This window comes from Brevundimonas sanguinis (genome assembly GCF_029636725.1).
Taxonomy (GTDB): Bacteria; Pseudomonadota; Alphaproteobacteria; order Caulobacterales; family Caulobacteraceae; genus Brevundimonas; species Brevundimonas sanguinis.
Window position 1 is genome coordinate 2,498,289 of sequence record NZ_CP116770.1, and the last position, 24,470, is coordinate 2,522,758.

Below are 24,470 nucleotides of genomic sequence, written 5' to 3' on the forward strand. Positions count from 1 at the left end.
CTCGCAAAGACTGTAAAATCAGAACATACATGGAACAAAGTGAGTATTCACAGCCTGTGGACGGGTTCTAAGGCCTTAATTTCAACGGAATAGTTAATGGCAAAGCCGATGCCGCCGACCCGCGCTCGTCTCCACACCGTCATCCTCGGGCTTGACCCGAGGATTGAGCGGCCCGCGCGTTCCCGCCCTCCGACGACGCGCAGACGGACGGCCGGATCCTCGGGTCAAGCCCGAGGATGACGGCGTCAAAAAGAGCGACTGCCCTCCAGCAGCGCGAACGCGCGGTAGGGCGAATATCAGCCCTCAGGCAGGCCGAACGGCCGTTAGGGCCTCTAAAGAAAACGCCAGACGGCCTGTAAGCCGGGTTCTGTTCCGCTCGAAAGCGGCGACGATCATTCCTCTGGGCCGGCCATTGCTGGACGGCTCTCGCGACCTACCCGGACATCTGGGGCGGTGAACCCTGCAGAGCGAACCCCGCGCGATGTCCCTATTTGGTCTTGCTCCAGGCGGGGCTTGCCATGCCGTCGACGTTGCCGCCGACGCGGTGGGCTCTTACCCCACCCTTTCACCCTTCCCTGAGCCGAAGCCCAGGCGGTTTGCTTTCTGTGGCGCTGTCCCTCGGGTCGCCCCGGGCGGGCGTTACCCGCCGCCTTTTCACCGTGGAGCCCGGACTTTCCTCGACAGGAGCAAGCCCCCGCCGCGACCGCCCGGCCGTCTGGCGAGCGCTAGATGCGCGCGATAGGGCGCCGCGTCAATCCAGAACGCCCGTCACGCTCTCAACCGAGGCCAGTTGCAGCAGGCCGACCAGGCGCGCGCGCGTCTCGCCGTCAGCGACGCCATCGACGCGATCGGGCCGCCAGCGGCGCTGGAAGGCCTCGACAGTCAGGCGGGTTTCCTCGTCATAGGCGCCGCCGGGTTGCAGGCCGTAGCCCAGCCGGTGCAGGCCAGAGCGCAGGACGATGACGCCCAGCCCCTCGTCGCCCGGCGACAGCGGCCCGCCCAGAGCGGCGATGCGTTCGGGCGCCGGGTCGAACCACAGGCCGTGCCCGGCCTCGGCCAAACGCTTCCACGGGAACAGCTCGCCGGGATCCTGCTTGCGCTCGGGCGCCATGTCGGAGTGGCCGATGATGCGGGCGTCGGGGATGGACCAGCGGGTGCGGATGTCGCCGATCAACGCGATCACCGCCTCGATCTGCGGCGCGGGGAACAGGCGATAGCCGAACTCATGGCCAGGATTGACGATTTCGATGCCGATCGAGGCGGCGTTGACGTCGGTCTCGCCCTGCCAGGCGCCGCGTCCGGCGTGCCAGGCGCGGCGCTCCTCCGCCACCAGGCGCAGGATGGAGCCGTCCTCGTCGACGACATAGTGGGCCGAGACCTTGGCCTGCGGGTCGCGCAGGCGGGCCACGGCCTCCTCGGCCGTCGGCATGCCGGTATAGTGCAGCACCAGCATGTCCGGCGGGCCGCGTCGGGCGTCGAAGTTAGGGGACGGCGCGTCTGTGAAGGATATCATGGCCGGGAGATCATGCGGGCCGATCAGCGCCCTTCCTTTTCCCAGCCGTACGTCACCCAGGTGTCGCCGACCTTTTTGGCGTCGATCACGCCCTCATCCCGACGACGACGGGCGGTCATGGCGCGTCGTGCGCGCAGGGCGAAACCCGCGACGAAGACCAGAACTCCGCCTACCACGGCGATCAGAGCCACGGCGGCGGCGGTGAACACCGCCAACAGCGCGCCCACGGCGACAGCCAGGGCGGTGGCGATCAGACCCGCCGCCCAAAAGAAGGGCGCCAGCAGGCCGGAACCCGGCCGACGGCGCGCATTGAAACCCAGCGGGCCCATCGGGTCGGAGTTGATCATGAACTCAAAACCTCTCTCAGCGTCCGGATGAACGCCTGAGGCGCAATGTCGGACCATCGACCTGAACGGTCAATGGACTGCGACATCACGCACCAGTCACTTTTGCGGTCCCGGCCCGGCTCAGAAGGCGGGCTGATCGGCCAGAACAACAGCGCCGCGGCTGCGCATCCGGTCGACTTCGACCCGGTTCAGAACGGCCTGGGCGGCGGGATCGCCCATCACCTGGCCGACCTTGACCATGGCCTCGGCGGCCTGGCCCGAGGCGCCGAAGGCGGTGGCGAGCGCCTCCCACGGCGACTGCGGTTGCGGGAAGCGCTTGAAGCGGACGTTCTCATCAGCCGGGATCTTGGCCAGTTCGCGGGCCTTGGCCACAGCCTCGTTCAGACCGCCCAACTGATCGACCAGACCCAGGCCGTGCGCCTGGGCGCCGGTCCAGACACGGCCCTTGGCGATCTCGCGCACGCGCTCGACCGGCAGCTTGCGGCCCTTAGCGACGCGGGCGACGAACTCTTCGTAGATGCGGTCCATCGAGGCGGCGAAGGCGGCGCGCTGGCCCTGATCAAAGGTCTGCACCGGCGAGAAGGCGTCGGCGTAGTCGCCGCCGACCGACAGACCGCGCATGTCGACGCCGAAGCGGCCCAGGGCGTCGGCCAGCACGAACTTGCCGCCGAAGACGCCGATCGAGCCGGTCAGGGTCGAGGGCTGGGCCACGATCCAGTCGGCCTCAGAGCTGATCCAATAGCCGCCCGACGCGGCGTAGGCGCCCATGGACACCACGACCGGCTTGCCCGCCGCCTTGGCCGCGCGCACGGCGGCCAGCACCTGTTCCGAAGCTTCAGGCGAGCCGCCCGGCGAGGACACGCGGAAGACGATGGCCTTAACGTCCTTGTCCTCGATTGCGTCATAGATGGCCTTGGCGGTGTCGTCCGAACGAATGTTGGAGCCGCCGCCGAAGGGCGAATCGTCGGAGCCGCGACCGGTCATGATGGCGCCCTCGCCGCCGACGATGGCGATGGCCGACTTGGCCGAGCCCGAGCCCGACGTCGTGCGCGTCCCCTTCAGCGAGGCGTAGTCGCCGAACTTGACGATCTTGGCGTCCTTGCCCGCCTTGGTCTTGGCTGCCGCTTCGGCCTCTTCGACCTGACCGATCTTGTCGACCAGCTTCAGCGACAGGGCCTGATCGGCGGTGTAAGGGCCGGCCTCGATGACGGCCTTCAGGGCGTCCGGCGTCGTCTTGCGGTCGCGGGCGATGTTGGCGATGGCGTTGTCGTGGATGGAGCCCATCCAGGCCAGCATGGCTTCGCGGTGCGGCGCGGTGAAGTCGCTCTGGGTGAACTCGTTGACGGCGTTCTTGTATTCGTAGCGCTGCTCGAAGTCGGCCTTGACGCCGTACTTCTGGAAGGCGCGGCCCAGGAAGACGCTGTCCGCCGCCAAACCGACGGCCTGGAAGCCCGCCGTGTTCTGCAGCCACAGCTGATCGGCGCTGGCGGCGACCATATAGCTGGACATCACCGCGCCCACCGGCATGAAGCCCTGGCTGTGGGCGATGACCGTCTTGCCCGCGGCGCGGAAGCGGGCGATCGCCTGACGCACCTCATCGGCCGAGGCGGGCGTCATGCCGGCTTCGGGCGCGCGCACCAGCAGGACCTTGACGTTGTCGTCGGCCGCCGCCTGGGCCAGGACGTCCACAACCTGAACCACCGACATGCTGGGGCCGCTGAAGGCCGCGAAGGGATTGGTCGGCGTCTGGTCCGTCAGCCCGCTGCGCAGGTCGAGCTCCAACACCGTATGGGCGGGCGTCGAAGGCTTGGAGGCGCCAGCCGCCATGGCGAAGAAGATCAGCGCCACGACGGGCAGGACGACGAAAAAGGCCACAAGCCCGGCGAAGACGCCCAGCATGGTGAGGAAGAACTGCTTCATGGGAAGGCGGACGTCCAGGATCGCGGCCAGAAGCGGCCAGGCGTGAGGATAGAGGCCGCTTCCGCTCCGTCAAATGAATGGACGGTAATAAACCCATGAAAAAGGGCTCGCCGTCGCCAGCGAGCCCTCATCATTTCTTTCGGACGGGATCACCGCCCGATGTCATACGTCCCGCTGATGTCGATGCGGACCGACAGCTCGCCAGCCGAGACCGGGGTCGAGGCGCCGGCGTCCATCGAGGCGGCGCGGGCGTACATGGCCTGAGGGCGCACTTCCGGCACGTAGCCGCCGCCCTCGGTCAGGGAGCGCACCTGCCCCAGCTGCACGCCCATGGCGTCGGCGTACAGGCGCGCCTTGTCCTGGAGCGCGCGCACGGCCAGCACGCGGGCCTGATCCTCGGCGGCCTTGGGATCCTTCAGGCCGAAGCTGATGCCGTCGATCTGATTGACCCCGGCCGTGACCACGGCGTCGGCGGTCGCGCCGACCTTGGTCAGGTCGTTGATGGTCACGGTGACGCGGTTCGAAGCCTGATAGCCGCGCAGCTTGGGCGGCTCGTTCTGCTGATAGTCGTACTGCGCCGACAGGTTCAGGCCCGAGGTCTGGATGTCGCGCTCGGCGATCCCGGCGCGGCGCAGGGCGGCAATGACGCGCGTCATCTGCTGGGCGTTCTGGGCCATGGCCTCCTGGGCCGTCGCGGCCTCGGTCACCACGCCGAAGTTGATCGTCGCCTGATCCGGCGCGACCTTGACCTCGCCGTAGGCCGACAGGTTCAGGGCGGGTTGTTGCGCCATCGCGTGCACCTGGATCGGAGAAACGCCGCCGGGCTGGGATTGAGCAGATGCGACGGCCGGCGCCGCCAAAGTCATCAGGGCCGTGCCCATCATCAGGGCGCGTGCGGTGCGGGTCATGGGGGAGGTCTCCGTCGAAATCGTTCGGGCGGGCGCATTCGCCAGCCACGGCCTAACTTGACCGTTTCAAGCTGAACGAACGCGGAAGACCCCCGTGCAGGTTCCATTCATCGGCGTGAAAAGCGCGACAGGTCCAAGGCGGCTTTGCAGCCGACGCGTCCCCTGCTAGGCACGGCCTTCCATGCGCTCGGGGGCCCGTAGCTCAATGGTTAGAGCCGACCGCTCATAACGGTCTGGTTGGGGGTTCGAGTCCCTCCGGGCCTACCATGCGCCGTGAGGCGCCGCCGCGACCTGCCCTCCTCTGTCTTGCAGGCCTTCCGTCCGGCGGGGCTTCGTGGCACTGGGGCGTGATGACGTCGCCTAAAGCCCCTGCCTCGAAAGCTCCCTGCAAGCCTGATCGTGCCTTCCCCACCCTGCTGCTGGAGCTGGAGGCCCGGGCGACGTGGAACGGCCATATCTGCGGGATCGATGAGGCGGGCCGTGGACCGTGGGCCGGGCCGGTGTCGGCGGCGGCGGTGATCCTGAACCTCGACGACCTGCCCAAGGGAATCGATGATTCCAAGGCCCTGACCGAAAAGCGCCGCGCGGTGCTGGAGATCGACATCAAGACCCGCGCCCTGGCCTGGGGCGTCGGCTTCGCCTCGGTCGAGGAGATCGACCAGCTGAACATCCTTCACGCCACTGGCCTAGCCATGCGGCGGGCGGTCGAGGCCCTGGCCCATCCGCCGGTGCACGCCCTGGTGGACGGCAACTACCGCTTTCCCCTGCCCTGCGCGGTGACGCCCGTGGTCAAGGGCGACACCCGCTCCCTGTCCATCGCGGCGGCGTCCATCCTGGCCAAGACGGCCCGGGATCGGCTGATGATCGAGATGGATGCGACTTACCCCGGCTACGGCTTCGCCAGCCACAAGGGCTATAACGCCCCCCTTCATCAGAAGGCGCTGCAGGCGCTCGGCCCCTGCCCGGAGCATCGGCGCAGCTGGGCGCCGATCAGGGCTTTGCTGGAAGCCGCCTAACGGTTCAGACCGACAGGACGCCGCCCAGCATCATGCCCATGATGCCCGCTACGAGGGCGCCCAGCAGGAAGATGGTCCATCCGTCCAACCCGCGCCCCACGCTCTCGCGGTGCGCTGGGCGTTTGACGCTGGCGGAAGTCGTATCGATCGCCAGCCTCCGCCCGAACCGGGAGGCCCCGGCCTGATCGCCCGCCGCGCGGCGCGCGGCGTCGAAATCACTATGGGAACGGGGAGAAGCAAACGAACGCATGTCAGCAAAACGACAGGCCGCCAGCTTCGTTCCTTCGGTCTTCGCCCTAGCGCGTCCGTCAGGTTAGGCGGCCACCGGCAGGACCACGGGCCGATCGGTGACGACGAACAGGTGTTCGACGTTGCGCAGGCGCCCCACCGCACCGACCTTCTCGCCCTTCAGATTGTGGATGCCGATCCGGGCGCCGACGTAGCGGGGATAAGGGATATCGAGCACCTGGACGTGACCGCGCGAGGCCAGCATGACCACCAGATCCTCGCGGCTCAGATAGCCCTCGTCGTTGAAGCTGACGATCAGGTTCGGCGCCTTCAGCCCTTCGATCACAGCCTGCATGGCCGGGCCGATGCCGGGGCGGCTGTTGAAGGCGCTCTTGCGCGTCTTCACGTCGATCCGTTTGCGCGCCACGCCATAGGTCTCAGGCTTGTCCCACAGCACCAGGCTTTCCCAGCAGTGGTAGTTGGCCAGATAGGAGTGCTGATTGTACGGCGGGTCCAGATAGACCAGATCGGCCTCGACCTCGGTCGCGATCTCCACGGCGTCGCCACGCGTCGCCACGCACGGTCCCGAAGCCACGCCGGGCAGCAGGTCGGGCAGGCGCAGCTCCAGCGGTTTCAGCGCGCGCGGCGCCCACTGCTTCATATAGGCCATCTGCAGGCCCGCCGTGGAATCCACGCGGTCGGCCGCCTCCATCAGGGCGACCAGGACGACGGCCTTCAGCTCCGGCTCCAGCCCCATCGTTTCGATGCGTTCGCGCATGGCGTCGATACGGGCGCCGTTGTCGGGGTGGAAGAAGCGGGCCTCTTCGCAGAAGGTGCGGGTGAACCAGCCGGCCTCTGGCTGCACGGTGCGCAGTTCGGCCAGCACGGCCTCGGCGCGCTCGGCCCAGACTTCGCGGTCCGCCTGCACATAGGTCGTGGCCAGGACATGGGCATAGGCGTTGTGATCGTTCGACCAGACGCGGAAGCCGTCGCGCTTCAGCCGGTGACCGACGCGCGCCGTGCCGGAGAACAGGTCGCAGACCATGCCTCCATCAGGCAAGGCCGCCCGCACCGCTCCCGCCACATGGCCCAGAAGCGCCCGCTTTGAGCCGATGTATTTGATCATCCCGTCCCGTCAGGTTCCGCGGGCGCGCCTCGCCCCTTGTCCGCCGCGAGGCGCAGCATGGGCCGGAGCATGGGCCAGACGCAACAGATTCGCCGCGCCCGGCGCGCCAAACGGCGTTCCGGCCAGGATGAGGATGCGCTGGCCCGGCTCGGCGAGGCCGTAAAGCATGGCCGCCTGGACTGCATCGTCGGTCAAACCCTCCAGCGAGGTCGGCTGATCGCCAAGGCGCGGCTCCAGACCCCAGACGAGGGCCAGCCGGCGCGCCGTCTCCGGCTTTGGCGTCAGGGCCAGAACCGGCTGCAGCGGCCGCTCGCGCGACATGCGCCGGGCCGTGCCGCCCAGGGTGGTGAACACCACCATGCAGGCCGTCGAGGACGCCTCGGCCGCCTTCCTCGCCGCCGCGACCAGGGCGTCGACATCGTCGATGTCCATCCCGGCGTGTTCGGCGTCCATCAGGCCTGGCCACAGGGGGTCGCGCTCCACCCGTTCCATGATGCGGTTCATGATGGCCACCGCTTCCAGCGGATAGTCGCCGGCCGCTGTCTCGGCCGACAGCATCAGGGCGTCGGCCCCCTCATAGACGGCGTTGGCCACGTCGGACGCCTCCGCCCGCGTCGGGGCGGGCGAACTGGTCATGGATTCCAGCATCTGAGTGGCGACGATGGCGGGCACCCCGCGCTGGCGGGCGGCGCGCAGGATCTTCTTCTGGGCGACCGGCACCTCTTCCGGCTCCATCTCGACGCCCAGATCGCCGCGCGCGACCATGACGCCGTCGCAATAGTCGAGGATACTATCCAGATCGTTCAGGGCCTGGGGCTTTTCGATCTTGGCCAGACAGGCGGCCTGACCGTTCACGATGCTTTTCAGCTCGGCCATGTCCTCGGCCTTCTGCACGAAGCTGAGGGCCACCCAGTCAACGCCGAGACGAAGCGCAAAGGCCAGGTCCTCGCGATCCTTGGGCGTCAGGGCCGAGACCGGCACCACCGCCTCGGGCACGGCGACCCCCTTGCGGTCCGACAGTTTGGAGCCGCTTTCGACCGTGACGTCGCACCACTCGTCGGTGCGCTCGCCCACGCGCAGGCGCACGCGTCCGTCGTCGATCAGCAGCAGCATGCCCGGGCGCAAGGCGCGGAAAATCTCCGGATGCGGCATCTGCACACGGGTCTCGTCGCCCAGAGCCGGGTCCAGGTCGAAACGCATCTTGTGGCCGGGCTTCACGTCGATCTCGACATCGGCGAAGCGGCCCAGCCGCAGCTTGGGGCCTTGCAGGTCGGCCAGCACGCCCAGCGGCCGCTTCAGCGCCATCTCGGCGCCGCGCACGGCCTTGAAGGCGGCGGCGTGATCGTCGTGCGAGCCGTGGCTGAAGTTCAGGCGAAAGACGTCCACCCCGGCCTGGGCCAGCGCCTTGACGGTTCCCGGCGCGCGGCTGGCGGGTCCGAGTGTCGCGACGATGCGGGCGCGGCGGGCTCTTTGCATAAACGGGTTTCCTCGTGTGGCTCTGACGGCCGACGCCTCCCCTCAGAGGCGTTTCTCAAGCCCTTGTGCCAAGGAAACGGCAGGGGCGTAAGAGCGCCTCAAGCCGCGGAAACACGAGTTTATGAGCGCCAGATCCGCCAGCTCTCTTTGTCTTCAGATGAGTTATGGGGTGGCGAACCGTTCGCGGTACTGTAGTCCTGCACGCTCACAGACCCAGTTTAAAGAGTACCATGCGCGTCACCCGTGAAGGCCTTGACCACCTCTACAATGCAGGCGTGATGCTGTGCCAGAATACCCCGCCTCCATCAAAAACCTATGGTTGGGCGCGAGTGGATACCGATATCCGCGTCATGAGAACCTTTGAGATAGAGGGACCATGTGTACTCTATAAAGGCCCTTACACACCCTCGATCGGCGGCGACGCGTCGTCCGGCCTGTGCGCCATGGGCATGCACAGCTACTCCTATTCGGCGCTTCACGAAGCCATGCGGATAGGACGCTATTGTTCGATATCGACAGGCTTGGCCATATTGGACTCCACCCATCCGATAGACTGGGTGACGACCTCCATCATCGCTTTTCGGCCTCATAACGACATCGTTCGGGGACACGTGGATGAGAACGCCGTAGAAGCGTTCAAATTTTCCCCGATCGGCGTGAAGCCCTATCCGGTCATCGAGCATGATGTCTGGGTCGGACGCGACGTGACCCTGAGCATGGGCGTCACGCTCGGGACAGGCTGCATCGTCGCCGCCGGAAGCGTAGTAACCAAGGACGTGCCGCCCTACGCCATCGCCGGCGGCAATCCCGCGACAATCATCGGCTGGCGCCATCGCCCTGACACGATCCGCCGGCTGCTCAACAGCCAATGGTGGCTCTACAGCGCTCGCGACCTGACCCGTCTCCCTCTAGATCAGCCGGACCGTTTTTTAGACATGCTGGCGCAAGCGGTTGAGAGCGGAAAAATCCGCCCTCATACGCCGCTCGCCGTGCGCGTCAGCCCAGAAGGGATCACTCCTGTCACCTCCGCGACCTATTCCGCCGCGCACCGGCCCTTGGCGAACTGAGGCAGGTCCATGCAGCGGCCGTCGATCGGAGCGCCCGGTTCGATCCCGATGAGATTGGCCAGGGTCGGGGCGATGTCGATGGTGCGCATCGGCAGGAAGCGCTCCCGGCCTTGCGCGCCCGGCCACCAGAAGACGATCGGCACGCGGCGGTCGTATTCCCAGGGCGAACCGTGGCTGGAGATGGCGCCGCCGACGCGGCCCTGGCCGGTCAGGCCCGGCTGCCAGGCGCGCAGGATGTCGGGCGAACGGCCCGCTACGGCTGACAGACGCAGGCGTTCGCGCACGCTGAGGTCTTCGGGATTGAGCGAGGCCGGCGCAGGCTCAGCCAGAAGTTCGTCCCGCGACACGGCCAGGGCCACCTGCGGCTCGGCGTTCAGCAGTTCGACAGCGGCCGCCAGCACCTCCGAGCGCAGCGGCTCGGCCAGCGACCTGCGGTCCTTGTCGACGATGACGAAGCCGCCCGCCGAGGACACGACCGGATCGGCGTTGAGACCGAAACGGGCCTTCAGCGCCGCATTGACGCGCGGTTGCAGGGCGCGGTCGACCCGGCCCGCGTGGGGATAGCCCTCGACCGCCGACCGCTCGGGGAAGTCCGAACCGCCGTGGTCGGCCGTCAACGCCACGATCACTCCGCCGGGGATGGTCGACAGCCGGTCAAGGAAGGCGCCCAGGGCCGCGTCTAGACGCAGCATCTGCTCGCACATTTCAGGGCCCTGAGTGCCGAAGCCGTGGCCGATCCGGTCGGTGGCCGACAGGCTGACGCCCAGCATGTCGGTGACGCCGCGACGGCCCAGTTGCTGCGTCTCCAGCAGTTCGATGGCGCCTTCCAGCGTCAGCTCGTCCAGCACCGGCGAGTTGTCGAAGCGGTCGTTCACCGGCGGCAGTTTGGAGTCGAAGGTCTGGCCCGCGATGGTCCACTGCCCTTCCAGACGGCGGCAGGCTTCGTTGGTATAGGTCCAGCTGGGCGTGGCGGGGCTGAATCGCTCGGCCATGCGGGCGTTGATCGCCGCCACCGGCGCCAGCCGCGCCTGCGCCGACTGACCCGGCTCGACATAGGTGGTGAAGCCGAAGCCGTCGGTCAGCCAGAAGGCGCCGTCGCCCTTGTGGCCCGCCAGGGTGATGGCGCCGCGATCCTTGCCCGACACGCCATAGACGCGGCTCTCAGGGCTGACCGCCTTGAGCCAGTCGCCCAGGGTCGAGGCGCTGAGCTGTTCCGGGCCGACCGGGCCGTTGTCGGTGTTCTTGCCGTGAGCCAGGGTGTTCTGCGGCGCGGCGAGGCAGTAGGTGTCCTGCCCCGTCCGGGTGTCGATCCAGTCGTTGGCCGGAATGCCGCTGCGGGTCGGGTGCACCCCCGTCAGGACGGTGGAGTGACCGGCGCAGGTCACCGTCACGCCGTGGGTCTGATAGCCGTTGATCGAGACCAGGCCCTGATCGGCCAGGGTCTTGAGCCCGCCGGTGAACTGGCTGCGATACTGGTTGAACAGATTGGCGCTGAGCTGGTCCACTACGATGGTGACGATCAGCGAGGGCGAGGCCCGCTCGCCCGCGGGGGTCGCTGTCGCGGCCGCCTTCGGGGACGCCGCCTCGGCCGCCTGTGCAACTCCGCTCATGGCGGCAAGCCCGAGAGTCAGCCCCAGGGCGGAGGCGAGAAGGCGGCTGCGGATCATCAGGAACTCCAGGCGAAGCAGAATGTCTTCCAACCCCTAGCCGTCTGCAATGACGGGTCCAAGACAGTCAGGGCATGAAAAAGGGGGCCGCAGCCCCCTTCGACATCAGATCATCGGCTCGCCGCGCCGGTGCGCGTCCAGCCACTCCTTAAAGAAGGCGCGGGCGATGAAGGCCAGCACGCCCGCAACGATGACGGGCCACATCAGGACATAGGTCGTCAGCCAGAAAGGGGTCATTGCGATCTCCTGTTAGCGAGGTTGGGGGATTTGCGAGCCCGAACAGGCGGGGGCGGCCGCAGAGGCGGCGGCGGGTTCGGCTTCCTCCACATCGAAGTCGCCGGTCATGCGGGCGATGCGCGAGAAGTCGAAGCCGTCCTGATTGGACAGCGACATGGCGGTGCAGACCACGGTGCTGACGGCATAGGCGATCAGCGAGCCGCTGAGCACGGCGTAGTCATGCAGGAAGCCGATGGCGAAGGGCGCCACGGCCACCGCGGCGATGAAGCCCACGATCCGCGCCGCTCTCGCGCCGAAGAAGCCGAAGGTCATCAGGCCCGCGACCACGCCGACGCCGACCACGGCGATCACGTCGAAGACATAGCCGACAGCGCCGTCCATCGGGATCCAGCCGAACCGCACCGGGAAGAAGATCGCCAGCGCCGCCAGCACCGAGACGGTGAAGGCCTTGTTGGTCACCTTCTCCCAATAGAAGCTGGCGATGACGGGGAAGACCAGCGCGCCCCAGATGGCGCCGACCAGGACCAGCAGGTCCAGGATGTTCATCCGCGCCCCGGCGAAATACAGCGCCGCGCCGGTAGCGATGACCATGGTGGCGCGCCCGACGGTCAGCATCAGGCGCGGGTCGGCCTTGCGCTTGCCCGCACGGCCGTAAATGTCGGCCATCATGATCGACGACAGGGCCGACAGATCGGAATCCGCCGTCGAGGCCAGCGAGCCGATGATCATGATGAAGAAGATGCTGAGCAGCACAGGCCCGAAATAGGTCCCGGCCAGTTGCGGGATCAGGTTGTTGAGGTCCCCCTCCATCGGATTGATCCCGGCATAGAGAGCCACCACGCCCAGCATGCCGATGCCGATGATGGTCGCGCCGTAACCGACCGTGGCGGTGATGAAGGTCGGCCGGATCAGATCCTCGCGCACGGCGAACAGGCGCTGGGCGATGGTCTGGTTGCCGATGGCGTAGGCCAGGACGGCGGCGATATAGGGCGCGCCCTGGTTCAGGAAGGCGTCGGACGAGAAGAAGCTGGTCTGCTGCGGCGTCAGATTGGACGCGCCTTCGATGAAGACCGCCGGGCCGCCCATGGCGAAGAAGATGGCCGGGATGATCACCACCACGGCGCCCAGCATGGCGCAGACCTGGATGAAGTCGGTCAGGACCGAGGCGCGGAAGCCCGACCACAGGGTGTAGAGCAGCACCCCGCCGGCGATGACGACGATGCCCTGGCTGAAGCTGAACGGCGACAGCATGGAGATCAGGGCGCCGCCGGCGATGAAGTTGGATGTCAGGCTGATCACGCTGCCCAGAACGTTGGAGCCCGCCAGCATCAGCTGGCTGGAGCGGCCGTGCCGGGCGTACATGACCTCGGCCAGCGTATGGGCGCGCGGCGCCACGGCGCGGATGCGGCGGCCGTAGGGGTAGATGAACAGGATCATCAGCGCCCCCCACAGCCCATAATGGATCGGCCCCGATATGCCGTAGACGTAGCCCGAGGTGGCGGACGCATACATCGACGCCGCCCAGATCCAGGTCGCCGTCATCGAGGCGGCGGAGACGCCCAGACCGATCCCGTTCCCGGCGGTCATATAGGCGTCGGCGTTTTCCTTGCGTCGGCTGATCCGGAAGGAAATCAGCATGGTCAGGCCGAAGAACAGCACCAGCAGGCCGATCGTCAGCGGCCCGCCCAGTTGTTGAAGTTGTAAGTCGTCCACGCGCGCCTGCGCTCCTGTCTGTTCTACTTCCGGCGAGCCCCCGACCCGCCCTACGCGCAGCCGCAAAGACGCCGCCGCGCCCCCAGGCGCAGGCAGACGGGATGTCACGGTTGCGTTCGCACCCGACGAAAACGCCAGGCGTAAGGAAAGGCGCGTCCGGCGCGCCGCGCGGCTCGCTCCCGCAAGCCACGAGAAGACAGCTTAATACATCAACGGCAAAGCCGAGATAAAGTTTTTGTGCAGCGCAAATGGCTTGACAGAAATCGGGCCTTTTCCAGCAAGGCGATAGACAATCAAACCAAGATCATTCAAACTTAACTGTCGGCACGGGAAAATGAACTAAAACCATATTCATCACGCTTTATACTTTACCCGCAACAAATGCTGGTTCAAGGCGAAGAAATCGGCCGACACCGAACACTTCATTCATCGACATTGATTTTCATGCAGCGGGTGAACGCGCCCTGCCAGACCGCTGATCGCCGCCGCCTTGAAGGGGCGCCTCGCACGCGGCCAAAATGCAAAACGCCTGCGTTCGAGAACGCAGGCGCTTGGTTCTGATCCAGCTGTTCCGTCTGGCGCGAAAAGGCTCAGGCGAGCCGCCGCCTCTGGATGGCGACGCCCGCGCCGCCCGCCAGGCCCAAGGCAAGAATGATCAACGCCCATTCGGACATGGTCGGGACCGCCGCCGCCGGCAAAACCAGATGGAGAGTGGTCTCCTTCTGGATATTGTAATCAGCAAGCGTGCGCCCGTCTTCCAACAGCACTCCAGCGAAGACCAGGCGCTGCTGGTGAGGAGGGATGCCTTCCTTGTCCTGAATCTTCGCCTTCACGGCGTCGATCGAATCGCTCGGCTCTACCTCAAGGGCAATGGTCTTGCCGGTCAGAGTCTTGACGAAGATCTGCATCGCACAAGCAGGCTGGGCGAAGCTCATGCTCAGGACGAGCGCAATCAGAAGGGGGAATACTCTTGCCAAGTCACGCCTCCGCCAACGCTGCCGGAAATGCGGCGCAAGGGAGCCCTGTTATCCCAGTTGATCGCTCGGGTCACGCCGGCGCCTGGAGGGCCAGCCCCAAAAGCCGGCCAGGGGGCGCAACTCGATAAAGCCATTCATGGTGCGAGCGGCGGGAATCGAACCCGCACGACCGAGGTCGAGCGATTTTAAGTCGCTTGCGTCTACCAGTTCCGCCACGCTCGCAGGGCGCGTCTCAGCGCTTGGCCTCCTGTGCCGCACGAGCGGCCCGGAAGTCCACATCTGAATCGGCGATCAGGCGCACCAGAGCCGCCCAGGTGGCGACGTTCTGCGTCATCTGGGCCGGGCCGATCTTGTCCAGCGTATCGTCGGCGGTGTGGTGCAGGTCGAAATAGCGCGTGCCGTCCTGGCGCAGGCCGAAGACCGGGACGCCCGCCTTGGCCAGCGGGCCGATGTCGACCCCGCCATACAGTTCCGGCTCGCCCGGCAGGACGCCCAGCGGCCGCAGAACGCGCTCGGCGACCTTGGCGAAGTCGGTGCCTTGCGACCCGGGCGGCAGACCCAGGGCGTAGACGCGGTCAGCGCCGAAGTCGCTTTCGCCGGCGATGACGTGCTTCTCGACGCCTGCGCCGATGTTGCGGACATAGGCGCCGCCGCCGTTGCCGTGATCGGTCGGCTGGGCGACCTCTTCGGAGCCGTACAGGACCACGCGGATCGTGCGGGCCGGCCGGCCCTGTTCGGCGATCAGCTTGGCCGCCGCCAGGGTGATGGCGCCGCCGGCGGCGTCGTCGATGGCGCCGGTGCCCAGATCCCAGCTGTCCATGTGCGAGCCCAGGACGATGATCTCGTCCGGACGCGCGGCGCCGACGATGTCGCCGATGACGTTCTGGCTGACCGTCTCATAGGTATGGGCGGTGGATTTCAGGCGCAGGCGCACCGTCTCGCCCATCCCGACCAGGCGCGCGATCTGATCGGCGTCGGGCGCGCTGAGCGCGAAGGACGGCAGCGGCACCTTGCCGTCGACATAGCGGGTGGTGCCGGTGTGCGGCATCCGGTGCTCGTCCGACCCGGCCGAGCGCATCACGAAGGCGACCGCGCCGCGCTTGGCCGCCTCGGTCGGGCCAACGCTGCGAATGCGCGAGAGAGAGCCGTAGCCCGAGCCGTTCTGCATGCGCACCATCTGGCCGCCGTCGACCACCGCGATCTTGCCGGTCAGCGAGCCGGCGGGCGCGGCCGCCAACGCGTCCAGGCCGTCGAAGAAGACGATGTCCGCCTCGACGCCCTCGGCGGGGGTGGCGATGGAGTGGCCGAGCGCCGCCACGACCAGCTTCTGCGGACGGGCGCCGAGGATCTCGGCGTTCTCCTCGCCCCGCTCCCAACCGATCAGGGGGAAGGTCTCGATGCGGACGTTCTGGAAGCCGTGGGCGCGCATGTAATCGGCCGCCCAGGCCGAGGCGTCCTGCTCGGCGCGCGAACCCGCCGGGCGCGGGCCGAAGCGGGTGGTGATCTGGGTGACGTAGTCGAGGGCGATATTGCCCTTCAGCGCCTGGTCGCGCACCTGTTCGGCGGCGCGGATGGTCCTGGCGTCCTGGGCCAGGACCGGCGTGGCGATCAGGCCGAGCGCCAAAGCGCTGGCGGCCATCAGACGAGCATTGAACGACAAGTGCGCCTCCCCAACTCTACAATGAGGCGCGGACCCTAGCGGGCGAAGGCTGCGACCGAAAGTCTCAGCTTCGCCGCCAGAGCGGAAATCACTCGCCCTTGATGAAGGGTTCGACCGGGCCTTGCAGCTTGACGGTCAGAGCCTTGCCGCGGCGGTCGACGCGGTTGCCGACGGCCAGGCGCACCCAGCCTTCCGAGACGCAGTATTCCTCGACGTTGGTCTTTTCCTCGCCCTTGAAGCGGATGCCCACGCCGCGCGCCAGCAGGTCGGCGTCGTGGAAGGGGCTGTCAGGATCGACCGAAAGGCGGTCAGGCAGGGCGTCGGACATGGCAGGTCTCATGAAAAGGCGAAGCGGGCTGAATAGCCGCGCGGGCGGTTCGCGACAACCATTCTCCCCCCTCCCCTCAATAGCGGAGGAGCTAGGGCGATTACTGCACCGACTGGCGCGCCCCGGCCGGGGCGTCGGCCGCTGCCGCATAGGGGCGCGGACCGGTTTCGGCGGGCGCAGCCGCCGTTCGCGCCGGTTGGGCGGCGGGTCGAGCCGCAGGACGGCGCGGCGTCGTCTGGGCCGCCTGGGCGGGCGCGGGCGCAGGCGCCGCAGGCTGGGCGGCTGGGGTCGGGGTCGGAGCGGTCGCAGCGGGCGCAGCCACGGCGGCGGCGCGGGCGGCGTACTGCTCGGCCTGGAAGCGCTTGGCCAGCTTCTCGGTCAGTTCACGCGCGGCGGCGGGCGGCATCTGGGCCATGATGGCGGCCAGGGTCCGGGGGCGCATGGCCGAGGCGACCGGCAGGCGCACGCTGTCGTCCAGGGTGGCGAAGACCGCCGCCGCCTCCTTGGGCCGCATGGCGGAGTAGACGGCGACCAGACGATCCTCTTCCGCCTTTTCCTTTTCGTCGACCTGGCCGATGAGGGCGCCGATCTCGCTCTTGAGGGCTTCCAGAGCCTGCAGCTTGGCGTCCAGCTTCTGCTCGGCGGCCACCATCAGCGGCAGGGTGGTGGCGAAGTCGGCGTCGCGCGCATCCAGGGCGTCGCGGCGTTTGGACAGGGACTGGATGATGCGCAGCTCGGCCGGAGAAATCCCCGCCTGCTGGGCCAGTTGTTCGGGCGTCAGGGCGCAGACGGCCGGCGCGGGTTTGGGCTCAGGCTTGGCACCCTCGCCTTCCTTCACGACGGCTTCCTGAGCCCAGGCGGTCGCGCCCTGAAACAGATCCGGCGCCACGCCCGCAGCGCGCACGGCCACGACGCCGCCGATGGCGACGGCGATCAGGGGCAGAAGGCGGGGCAGCTTGCTCATCGGTCAAACTCAGGAAAAAAGCGGCGTAACACCAGCGCCCCTCAAGTCGTCCGAGGCCGCGCCTCGGACATAGGGGCCAACATCAAGCAGCGAACAGGTCGTCGTCCAGACTACGGCGGGCGCGGTTTAGGCTCTGTTGCGCAGCATGGTTAGCGGCCAGGGCCTGCATCACCGGCGAGGCGCGCTCAGGCGCGGGCGCAGGCTTGGGTGATGGGGCCTTCATGACCGCGCGAGCGCCTTCGATGCGCTCCATCAGGGCGGCCATGCGGCGGGCGCGGGTCTCGTCATCCAGCAGAGGCGAGACCGCAGAGGCGCGGGCCGGTTCGGCCTCGGCGGTCGCCTCGATCTCGGCCAGAGCCCTGGCGGCGGCGCGGCGTTCGTCCTCGCGCGTTTCGATGCGGCTGTCGACCGGGCGGGCCGGGGCGCGGGCGATCAACACCTCCAGCTCCTGCTTCACCGCGCGGGCCTTGATGATGCGGTCGTGCAGCAGGTCCGTCTCCTGACCCGAGGCGCGCAGGGTGGCCAGGGCCTGTTCGGCGCGTCCGGCGGCGCTGTTCAGCTCGGTCACGGCGGCGGCGAAGGCCAGCTGACCCTCGCGCAGGGTCTTCAGCTTGCGCTCCAGCTTGATGCCGTAGCCGATGGCCGCGACCAGCAGCAGCATGAGGATGGAGTCGAGGATGATGCCGGTCATGTCAGCGGGTCCCTCTGGCGATACGGGCGGCGGCGTCGGTGCTGATGGGGCCTTCGACGCGGACGGCGATGTGCTGGCCCTTGCGGCCCATCTTGCCTGTCGTCAGCGGGATGGATCCCGCCCGCACCGAGACTTCGGACTCAGGCGTGGCGTTCAGCATCAGCGTGTCGCCGACCTTCAGGTCCAACACCTTGGACAGGGGCATCTGCTGCTCGTCCAGAACGCAGCGCACCTCGGTCTCGGTGGTCCAGAGCTCGGTGGCCAGGTGGCCTTCCCAGATGTTGTCGCGGCCGAACTTCTCGCCCATGAACTGCTGCAGCAGCATCTTGCGGATCGGCTCCAGCGTCGAATAGGGCAGCAGCAGTTCGACCCGGCCGCCGCGATCTTCCATGTCGATGCGCAGCTTGACCAGGATGGCGGCGTTGGCGGGGCGTGCGATGGCGGCGAAGCGAGGGTTGGTTTCCAGCCGGTCCAGATTGAAGTGGACAGGGGTCAGGGGCTCGAAGGCCTGCCGCGCGTCATTCAGGATGACCTCGACCATCCGCTGCACCAGCACCCGTTCGATGGTGGTGTAGGGCCGCCCCTCGATCCGCAGGGCCGCCGTGCCGCGACGCCCGCCCAGCAGGACGTCGACGATGGAGTAGATCAGGTTGGAATCGACCGTCAGCAGACCGTAGTTATCCAGCTCCTCGGCGCGGAACACCGCCAGGATGGCCGGCAGCGGGATGGAGTTCAGATAGTCGCCGAAGCGGATGGAGCTGATGGTGTCGAGGCTGACCTCGACGTTGTCGGAGGTGAAGTTGCGAAGGCTGGTCGTCATCAGCCGCACCAGGCGGTCGAAGACGATTTCGAGCATCGGCAGGCGCTCGTAGGAGACCAGGGCCGAGTTGATGATGGCGCGGATGCCGCTGCGCTCATCATCGTCGCCGCCGCCCATGTCGAAGCCCAGCAGGCTGTCGATCTCATCCTGGTTCAGCACGCGCTCGGACAGACCCGCGCCCAGATCGGCGCCCAGGTCGGCGTCGCCGCCGAAGGGATCCAGTTCGTTGTCGGGAGCCAGGGTGTCGCTCATTACTGCACGAGCATTTCTTCGATCAGCACGGCGTCGACCTTGCCGGGCGCCGCGATCAGGTTGACGCGGCGCAAGATCTCGGCGCGCAGCTGATACGACCCGGCCGACCCGGCCAGATCCTCGGGGCGCAGTTCGCGCAGGAAGCCCTGGAACATGTCCTGCATCCGCGGCGCCTCGGCCTGGAGGTGCGAGGCCACCGAGGCGTCCTTCATCTCGAGCGTCAGCCGCAGCTTCAGATAGGTCGGACGCCCGTCCACCGACTGAATGTTCACGATCATGTCCGGCAGGGTGTAGAAGGTCACGCCGTCAGGACCGGCCGCGATCTTGCCTGCGCCGGCGGGCGCCTCGCCCTCCTTGCCGCCGCCGTGACCGCCGCCGTCCTTTTTCTTGTCTTCCTTGGCTGGAGCCGCGTGACCGCCCGCCGCCTCGGCGGACTTGGGCTTCATCAGCATGAAGGCGGTCGCGCCGCCCCCGCCCAGCACCACAAGCGCCGCCGGAATGATGATGAACAGCAGCGGGATCTTCTTCTTGCCCGAGGCCTCGGCGGCGCCGTCTTCGCCCTCAGCGCCGGGCGCGGCCTCGCTTACGGCGGGCAGGTTGGCGTCGTCGCCGACCGGCGCCTCGCTCTTCTTCTTGCCCAGCTTCAGTTTCAGCATGCCCAAGCCGCCCCGATCCTCACATGCCGGGTGTGGCCCTGTTTTGGTTAACGAGGCGTTTACAATCGGCAAATCCTGCCGGGCGCCGCACGGCTCAGAACTGCTCAAACCCCCATTCTACGGGCGTTAACCCTGTTGGCACGGTCGTTGCGACGGGAAAGGGCGAAAGGAGCCCGCTCGTGGAAAACGCCGCCTATATCGGATTGTCACGCCAGATGACGCTTCGCCGCGAGCTGGACATCGTGGCCAACAACGTCGCCAACGCCGACACCACCGGCTTCAAGGTCGAGCAGCTGATGGTCGGGACCGAGATCGGCGAGCGCGCCCGCAACGACGCCATCCGCCCCTCGGCCAGTTTCGTCCTGGACAAGGGCGTCGGCCGCGACTTCGGCCAGGGCGCGCTGAAGCAGACCGGCCGCGACCTGGACTTCGCCATCGAGGGCGAAGGGGCCTTCTTCACGGTGCAGACGCCGACCGGCCCCGCCTATACCCGCGACGGCTCCTTCGTCACCGATCCCGAAGGGCGGCTGACGACCAAACAGGGCCTGCTGGTCATGGCCGACGGCGCCGAACTGGATCTGGACCCGCAACGCGGCCCCGTCAGCGTCGCCCACGACGGCACGGTCAGCCAGCAGGGCCAGCCGATCGGCCGCCTGACCGTGGTGCGTTTCGACGACCTGTCGGTGCTGCAGAAGTCCGGCGACGGCCTGTACCGGAACACGTCCGGCGCCGAGCCGATGGAGGCGACCGACGCCCAGGTGCGTCAAGGGACGCTGGAAGGGTCGAACGTCAACACCCTGATGGAAATCACCAACCTCATCGAGATCAACCGCGCCTATGAGCGCGTGACCAAGATGATCGAAAACACCAACGACCTGTCGCGCCGCTCGATCGAGCGGCTGGGCCGGGTTTCGTAAGGGAGAGCTGAGACATGCGCGCGCTTCGCACCGCCGCCACCGGCATGGCCGCCCAACAGCTGAACGTGGAGGTCATCTCCAACAACATCGCCAACATGAACACGGTCGGCTTCAAGCGTCAGCGGGCCGAGTTCCAGGACTTGCTGTATCAGAACGTCGAGCGCATGGGGGCCCAGTCCTCGTCGCAGGGCACCGTGGTGCCGACCGGCATCCAGATCGGTTCGGGCGTCAAGGCGGGCAGCGTCTACCGCATCACCGAACAGGGCAGCCCCAACCGCACCGGCAACACCTATGACGTCGCCATTCAGGGCAAGGGCTATTTCCAGATCACCCTGCCCTCGGGCGAGCTGGCCTATACGCGGGCAGGCAACTTCACCATCAACGGCGAAGGCCAGCTGGTGACCGACGACGGCTATGCGGTCGAGCCCGCCATCGCCATCCCACAGGACGCGCTGGACGTCACCATCTCCAAGTCGGGCCAGGTCCAGGTGACCACCCAGGGCGAGCCGGAGCCGCAGGTCGTGGGCCAGCTGGAGCTGGCGACCTTCTTCAACGAAGCAGGCCTGGAAGCCATCGGCGACAACCTGCTGCTGGAGACGGCGGCTTCGGGCCCCGCCACGGTCGGCGTGCCCGGCGAGGTCGGCTACGGTAATCTGTTGCAGCACTATACCGAGTCTTCCAACGTCGACGCGGTCAGCGAAATTACCGCCCTGATCGTGGCCCAGCGGGCCTATGAGATGAACTCCAAGGTCATCACCACCGCCGACGACATGCTGGCCGTCACGGCCCAGGTGAAGAGCTAAGTCATGAAGCGCGCCCTGATCCTCGCCCCCGTCCTGGCCGTCGCCGTCGCCGCACTGGCTGCCCCCGCATGGGCCGGGCCGGTCAGCCTGCTGCCCGATCCGGTCGACGATGATGGCCGCATCACCCTGGGCGAGTTGTTCGACAACGCGGGCGAGGCGGCTGATGTCGTGGTCGGCCGCCGCGTCGGCCCCACCGCCGTGCTGGAAGCCTCTCAGGTACAGATCGCGGCGCGCCGCGCCGGGCTGGAATGGAGCAACCCCAACGGCCTGCGTCGCATCGTGGTGCGTGAAGGCGGCCCCGCTGCGGCCGAAACCTCGGCCCGGCCCGCCATCGCCAGCGTCGGCGCGTCCTCGCGAGCGAGCGCCAGCGTCGAGGTCCTGACCTACGCCCGCAGTCTGGCCGCCGGCGAGGTGGTGCAGCCTGAAGACGTGATCTGGGCCTCGGTCCAGTCGCACCTGGCCCCGGCAGGCGCGCCCCAGGACGCCGAAGTCGTGATCGGGCTTCAGACCAAACGCGCCCTGCGCGCCGGTTCGCCCGTGGCCCAGCGCGACCTGGCCTCGCCCCAGGTCATCGCGCGCAACGACATGGTCGAAGTGGCCTATCTGAGCGACGGCGTCGAACTGACCGTCACCGGCAAGGCGACGCGCAACGCCTCGGCGGGCGAGGCCGTGCCGATCCTGAACGTCCAGTCCAACCGCACCATCGACGCCGTGGCCGTAGCGCCCGGCCGGGCCGTCGCCGGTCCCGCCGCCCAGATGGCTCGCCGCAACCCGCAACAGTTCGCCTCCCGTTGAGCGAGAGAGACATCATGCGCACCCTGCCCCTCATCGCCCTGTCCGTGTCGGCCCTTTCGCTGGCCGCCTGCTCCACCGCCATCGAGGCGGTGAAGGGCCCGGAACTGGCGCCCATCGGCTATCCGGCCGCCCTGGTCCCGGTCGAGCAGGCCTATCTGCCCGAGCCGACCTCGGCCAGCGCCAACAGCCTGTGGCGCACCGGCGCGCGCAGCTTCTTCGGCGACCAGCGCGCGCGCCGCGTCGGCGACATCCTGACCGTCGCCATCGACATCAACGACCGCGCCCAGACCCAGAACTCGACCCAGCGCAATCGCACCAACAGCGCCTCGGGCGGGGTGACCAACTTCTTCGGGCTGGAGAACAGCCTGGGCCGCGCCTTCCCCGGCGGTTTCGACGCCGCCAACATGATCGGCACGCAAGGCGCCGTGAACGCCAACGGCTCGGGCAGCGTCAACCGCTCGGAGCGGGTCAACCTGACGGTGGCAGCTGTCGTCACCGCCGTCATGCCCAACGGCAACCTGGTCATCCAGGGTCGGCAAGAAGTGCGCACCAACCGCGAGGTGCGCGAGCTGACCGTCGCCGGCATCGTCCGGCCCGAGGACATCTCCAGCGCCAACACCATCCGCCACAGCCAGATCGCCGAAGCGCGCATCAGCTACGGCGGGCGCGGCGACATCAGCCGGATGCAGGCGACGCCTGCCGCCCAATCCCTGGTCGAGCGGTTCAGCCCCTTCTGATCCGCGTTCACCGAAACGTGTGATTCCAGCCGCACCCGATCACTGAATCGCGCGCGGCCCAGCGGAGCCGTGAACTCTTAACAAGCGACCCGCGTTTGCTCTGTCGAACGCGGGTGAACTTGTGATGCGTAAGAGCCTTTTTCCAATCCTGAGCGCCGTGGGCCTGGCCGCCTTTGCAGCCCATGCGGCGACCCAAGCGCCTTCGGCGCCGCGAGGCGAAACCGAGCCGGTCGCGGGCTGGCATGTGCTGCGCGAGGGCGCGATGGCGAAACTGGCCTATGGCCTGCCGGACTCGGACCAGCTGGCCCTGATGCTGACCTGCGCGCCGGGCGAAGGCTCGGCCGTGGTCTATGGCGACGTTCAGCCGCGCAGCGCAGGCTTGGTCCTGGCTTCGCACGGGCCGCAGCCCATCGACCCCCTGTCGAACGGCGAGGCCTTTGAAGCGCGCCTGCCGCTGGGCGATGCGGCCCTCACGGGACTGGCGCGCGGCGGACGGATGACCGTCCAGACCGAGGCCGGCGATCGTCAGCTGACCGCCACCCGCGCCGAGCGGCGCATGGTCCAGGGCTTCCTTAGCTATTGCGCTTCGGGACATGCGTGACCACAGTCCCCCGGTTTTCCTCAGCGGGGGCTGAAACATGACCTCACTGCTCGGCCTGTCCCAGGCCATGCTCTTCGCCCTGGCCGTGCAGACGGCGTCTCAGAGCGGAGCCCAGCCGCCGACTGAACGGCCTCAGGCCGCGACGCCCGCGCGAACGCCGCGCCCATCCGAAGGCTGGACCTGGACCCTCTACAGCGGCGACGGGCCGCTGGTCCTGGCCAATGAAATCCCCGACACGCCGCGCCTGCGCACCACACTGGAATGCGCGCCGGGCTCAAGCATCGTGCGCCTGGCCTTCCATGACGCGCCGGGCGCCGACGGTTTCGCGGTCATCCGCTCCCGCGCCGCTTCGGCCGAGGTCGAGGCCCGCGCGCGACGCGGCCGACTGGAGGCGGTGCTGCGCGCCGATCACCCGGTCTTCGCCGCCTTCCTTGCCTCCGGGCGGCTGTCGCTCTCGCTGGGCGAACAGGCCCAAACCATAGAGATCGACCGGGCGAATCTGCCCAAACTGCGCCGCTTCGCCGAACTGTGCACCGGATAGGGATCAGGATGCGCCTCTCTTTCCGGCTGACCGCCGCCGTCGTCGCCGCCCTGTCCGCCCTCGGCGCCTGCGCGCCCACGGTCGCGCCTATGGCGACCAGCGCCGCCCCCCTGCCTGTCGCCGGTTACGACTGGTTCCTGAACGAGGATCCGGACGAACCTCGCCTGTCCTATGGACTGGCCCAGTCCGACGACGTGCCGCTCAGCCTCATGTGCACGCCCGGATCGGGCAAGATCGGCCTGTCGCTGGCCGCCGACCGGGCGCCGCAGCGCCGCTCCCTGACAGTCGAATCGGGCGGCGACACCGAGACCTTCCCCGCCCGCGTCGAAGCCGCGGACATGCACGACGGCGTTCATCTGGTCGCTACGGCGCCCGCATCCCATCCGGTGTTTCAACGCTTTTATCGCCTCGGATGGCTGGCCGTGTGGAACGGCGACCAGCGATCGATGATGGCCGCCCAGCCGGGATCGGAAGGACGCGCCGCCCGCTTTCTGGAACAGTGCCGCTAAA

General features: G+C 67.8%; 26 protein-coding genes, 2 tRNA genes and 1 other RNA gene. 10 read left to right on the forward strand and 19 right to left on the reverse strand.

Features of this window, described 5'->3' with window-relative positions; genetic code table 11:
• Positions 1-340 precede the first annotated feature (340 nt).
• From rnpB to PIB44_RS12340, 5 genes are all read right to left on the reverse strand, one after another.
• Positions 341-719: RNase P RNA component class A (gene rnpB, locus PIB44_RS12320), an RNA gene on the reverse strand.
• A gap of 32 nt (positions 720-751) precedes the next feature.
• On the reverse strand, positions 752-1,513 hold the full coding sequence (locus PIB44_RS12325; protein WP_278069599.1) for an N-acetylmuramoyl-L-alanine amidase: 762 nt from the start codon (positions 1,511-1,513) through the stop codon (positions 752-754).
• 23 nt (positions 1,514-1,536) lie between these two features.
• Positions 1,537-1,860: a hypothetical protein gene (locus PIB44_RS12330; RefSeq protein ID WP_025977777.1), complete on the reverse strand. Its 324-nt coding sequence runs from the start codon at positions 1,858-1,860 to the stop codon at positions 1,537-1,539.
• A 120-nt stretch (positions 1,861-1,980) separates the two neighbouring features.
• Positions 1,981-3,780 (reverse strand): signal peptide peptidase SppA, encoded by a 1,800-nt coding sequence (gene sppA, locus PIB44_RS12335; RefSeq protein WP_278069600.1) that lies wholly within the window; start codon positions 3,778-3,780, stop codon positions 1,981-1,983.
• 149 nt (positions 3,781-3,929) lie between these two features.
• On the reverse strand, positions 3,930-4,688 hold the full coding sequence (locus tag PIB44_RS12340) for an SIMPL domain-containing protein (protein WP_134581472.1): 759 nt from the start codon (positions 4,686-4,688) through the stop codon (positions 3,930-3,932).
• A 191-nt stretch (positions 4,689-4,879) separates the two neighbouring features.
• Between PIB44_RS12340 and PIB44_RS12345 the strand changes: the two genes are divergently transcribed.
• Together PIB44_RS12345 and rnhB are read left to right on the forward strand one after the other, a co-directional pair.
• Positions 4,880-4,955: transfer RNA gene (locus PIB44_RS12345), tRNA-Ile, on the forward strand.
• Positions 4,956-5,038: 83 nt separating this feature from the next.
• A complete protein-coding gene (gene rnhB, locus PIB44_RS12350) occupies positions 5,039-5,704 on the forward strand; it encodes a ribonuclease HII (RefSeq protein ID WP_278069601.1) in 666 nt (221 codons plus the stop codon).
• A 4-nt stretch (positions 5,705-5,708) separates the two neighbouring features.
• Here the strand turns inward: rnhB and PIB44_RS12355 are convergent, their stop codons facing one another.
• The 3 genes from PIB44_RS12355 to pyk form a co-directional block, all read right to left on the reverse strand.
• Positions 5,709-5,954, reverse strand: coding sequence for a hypothetical protein (locus PIB44_RS12355; RefSeq protein WP_278069602.1), 246 nt, complete (start codon positions 5,952-5,954; stop codon positions 5,709-5,711).
• A gap of 63 nt (positions 5,955-6,017) precedes the next feature.
• Complete coding sequence (locus tag PIB44_RS12360) at positions 6,018-7,058, reverse strand: DNA adenine methylase (RefSeq protein ID WP_278069603.1); 1,041 nt, start codon at positions 7,056-7,058, stop codon at positions 6,018-6,020.
• Positions 7,059-7,067: 9 nt separating this feature from the next.
• Positions 7,068-8,534, reverse strand: coding sequence for a pyruvate kinase (pyk, locus tag PIB44_RS12365; RefSeq protein WP_025977783.1), 1,467 nt, complete (start codon positions 8,532-8,534; stop codon positions 7,068-7,070).
• A 230-nt stretch (positions 8,535-8,764) separates the two neighbouring features.
• On the opposite strand from pyk, the gene PIB44_RS12370 reads away from it, so the two are divergent.
• Positions 8,765-9,601, forward strand: coding sequence for a CatB-related O-acetyltransferase (locus PIB44_RS12370; protein WP_278069604.1), 837 nt, complete (start codon positions 8,765-8,767; stop codon positions 9,599-9,601).
• Here PIB44_RS12370 and PIB44_RS12375 read toward each other — a convergent pair.
• The 11 genes from PIB44_RS12375 to PIB44_RS12425 all read right to left on the reverse strand — a co-directional run bounded on the left by PIB44_RS12375 (position 9,568) and on the right by PIB44_RS12425 (position 19,566).
• The gene (locus tag PIB44_RS12375) at positions 9,568-11,268 is read right to left on the reverse strand and encodes an alkaline phosphatase family protein (protein ID WP_278069605.1); all 1,701 of its coding nucleotides are present in this window, start codon (positions 11,266-11,268) and stop codon (positions 9,568-9,570) included. The genes PIB44_RS12370 and PIB44_RS12375 overlap by 34 nt on opposite strands.
• Before the next feature lie 105 nt (positions 11,269-11,373).
• Positions 11,374-11,505 carry a putative transporter small subunit gene (locus PIB44_RS12380; RefSeq protein ID WP_025977786.1) on the reverse strand — a complete coding sequence of 44 codons (132 nt, stop codon included), beginning with the start codon at positions 11,503-11,505 and terminating at the stop codon, positions 11,374-11,376.
• Between the two features lie 12 nt (positions 11,506-11,517).
• Positions 11,518-13,218, reverse strand: a complete 1,701-nt coding sequence (locus tag PIB44_RS12385) for a sodium:solute symporter family protein (protein ID WP_278069606.1) — start codon at positions 13,216-13,218, stop codon at positions 11,518-11,520.
• A gap of 590 nt (positions 13,219-13,808) precedes the next feature.
• Entirely contained in the window at positions 13,809-14,153 is a 345-nt protein-coding gene (locus tag PIB44_RS12390; protein ID WP_278069607.1) for a ubiquitin family protein, read from the reverse strand.
• Between the two features lie 179 nt (positions 14,154-14,332).
• Positions 14,333-14,417 (reverse strand) — tRNA-Leu (locus PIB44_RS12395).
• Between the two features lie 10 nt (positions 14,418-14,427).
• Complete coding sequence (locus tag PIB44_RS12400; protein ID WP_278070992.1) at positions 14,428-15,834, reverse strand: M20/M25/M40 family metallo-hydrolase; 1,407 nt, start codon at positions 15,832-15,834, stop codon at positions 14,428-14,430.
• A 109-nt stretch (positions 15,835-15,943) separates the two neighbouring features.
• Positions 15,944-16,183, reverse strand: a complete 240-nt coding sequence (locus tag PIB44_RS12405; RefSeq protein WP_003169732.1) for a DUF3297 family protein — start codon at positions 16,181-16,183, stop codon at positions 15,944-15,946.
• Between the two features lie 100 nt (positions 16,184-16,283).
• The gene (locus PIB44_RS12410; protein ID WP_278069608.1) at positions 16,284-17,147 is read right to left on the reverse strand and encodes a MotE family protein; all 864 of its coding nucleotides are present in this window, start codon (positions 17,145-17,147) and stop codon (positions 16,284-16,286) included.
• An 82-nt stretch (positions 17,148-17,229) separates the two neighbouring features.
• A complete protein-coding gene (locus PIB44_RS12415; RefSeq protein ID WP_253119054.1) occupies positions 17,230-17,838 on the reverse strand; it encodes a DUF6468 domain-containing protein in 609 nt (202 codons plus the stop codon).
• A gap of 1 nt (position 17,839) precedes the next feature.
• Positions 17,840-18,910 (reverse strand): flagellar motor switch protein FliM, encoded by a 1,071-nt coding sequence (fliM, locus tag PIB44_RS12420; RefSeq protein ID WP_278069609.1) that lies wholly within the window; start codon positions 18,908-18,910, stop codon positions 17,840-17,842.
• Complete coding sequence (locus tag PIB44_RS12425; protein WP_278069610.1) at positions 18,910-19,566, reverse strand: flagellar basal body-associated FliL family protein; 657 nt, start codon at positions 19,564-19,566, stop codon at positions 18,910-18,912. The genes fliM and PIB44_RS12425 overlap by 1 nt, the downstream gene beginning before the upstream one ends.
• A 179-nt stretch (positions 19,567-19,745) precedes the next feature.
• Here PIB44_RS12425 and flgF point away from each other — a divergent pair, with 179 nt between their 5' ends.
• From flgF to PIB44_RS12460, 7 genes are all read left to right on the forward strand, one after another.
• Entirely contained in the window at positions 19,746-20,483 is a 738-nt protein-coding gene (flgF, locus tag PIB44_RS12430; RefSeq protein WP_024354813.1) for a flagellar basal-body rod protein FlgF, read from the forward strand.
• 14 nt (positions 20,484-20,497) lie between these two features.
• Positions 20,498-21,286, forward strand: a complete 789-nt coding sequence (gene flgG, locus PIB44_RS12435; protein ID WP_025977794.1) for a flagellar basal-body rod protein FlgG — start codon at positions 20,498-20,500, stop codon at positions 21,284-21,286.
• A gap of 3 nt (positions 21,287-21,289) precedes the next feature.
• A complete protein-coding gene (gene flgA, locus PIB44_RS12440) occupies positions 21,290-22,081 on the forward strand; it encodes a flagellar basal body P-ring formation chaperone FlgA (RefSeq protein WP_278069611.1) in 792 nt (263 codons plus the stop codon).
• A 14-nt stretch (positions 22,082-22,095) separates the two neighbouring features.
• Positions 22,096-22,818 (forward strand): flagellar basal body L-ring protein FlgH, encoded by a 723-nt coding sequence (gene flgH / locus PIB44_RS12445; protein ID WP_278069612.1) that lies wholly within the window; start codon positions 22,096-22,098, stop codon positions 22,816-22,818.
• A 124-nt stretch (positions 22,819-22,942) separates the two neighbouring features.
• Positions 22,943-23,419, forward strand: coding sequence for a hypothetical protein (locus PIB44_RS12450; RefSeq protein ID WP_278069613.1), 477 nt, complete (start codon positions 22,943-22,945; stop codon positions 23,417-23,419).
• A gap of 37 nt (positions 23,420-23,456) precedes the next feature.
• A complete protein-coding gene (locus PIB44_RS12455) occupies positions 23,457-23,960 on the forward strand; it encodes a hypothetical protein (protein ID WP_278069614.1) in 504 nt (167 codons plus the stop codon).
• An 8-nt stretch (positions 23,961-23,968) separates the two neighbouring features.
• Positions 23,969-24,469: a hypothetical protein gene (locus tag PIB44_RS12460; RefSeq protein ID WP_278069615.1), complete on the forward strand. Its 501-nt coding sequence runs from the start codon at positions 23,969-23,971 to the stop codon at positions 24,467-24,469.
• Position 24,470 lies beyond the last annotated feature (1 nt).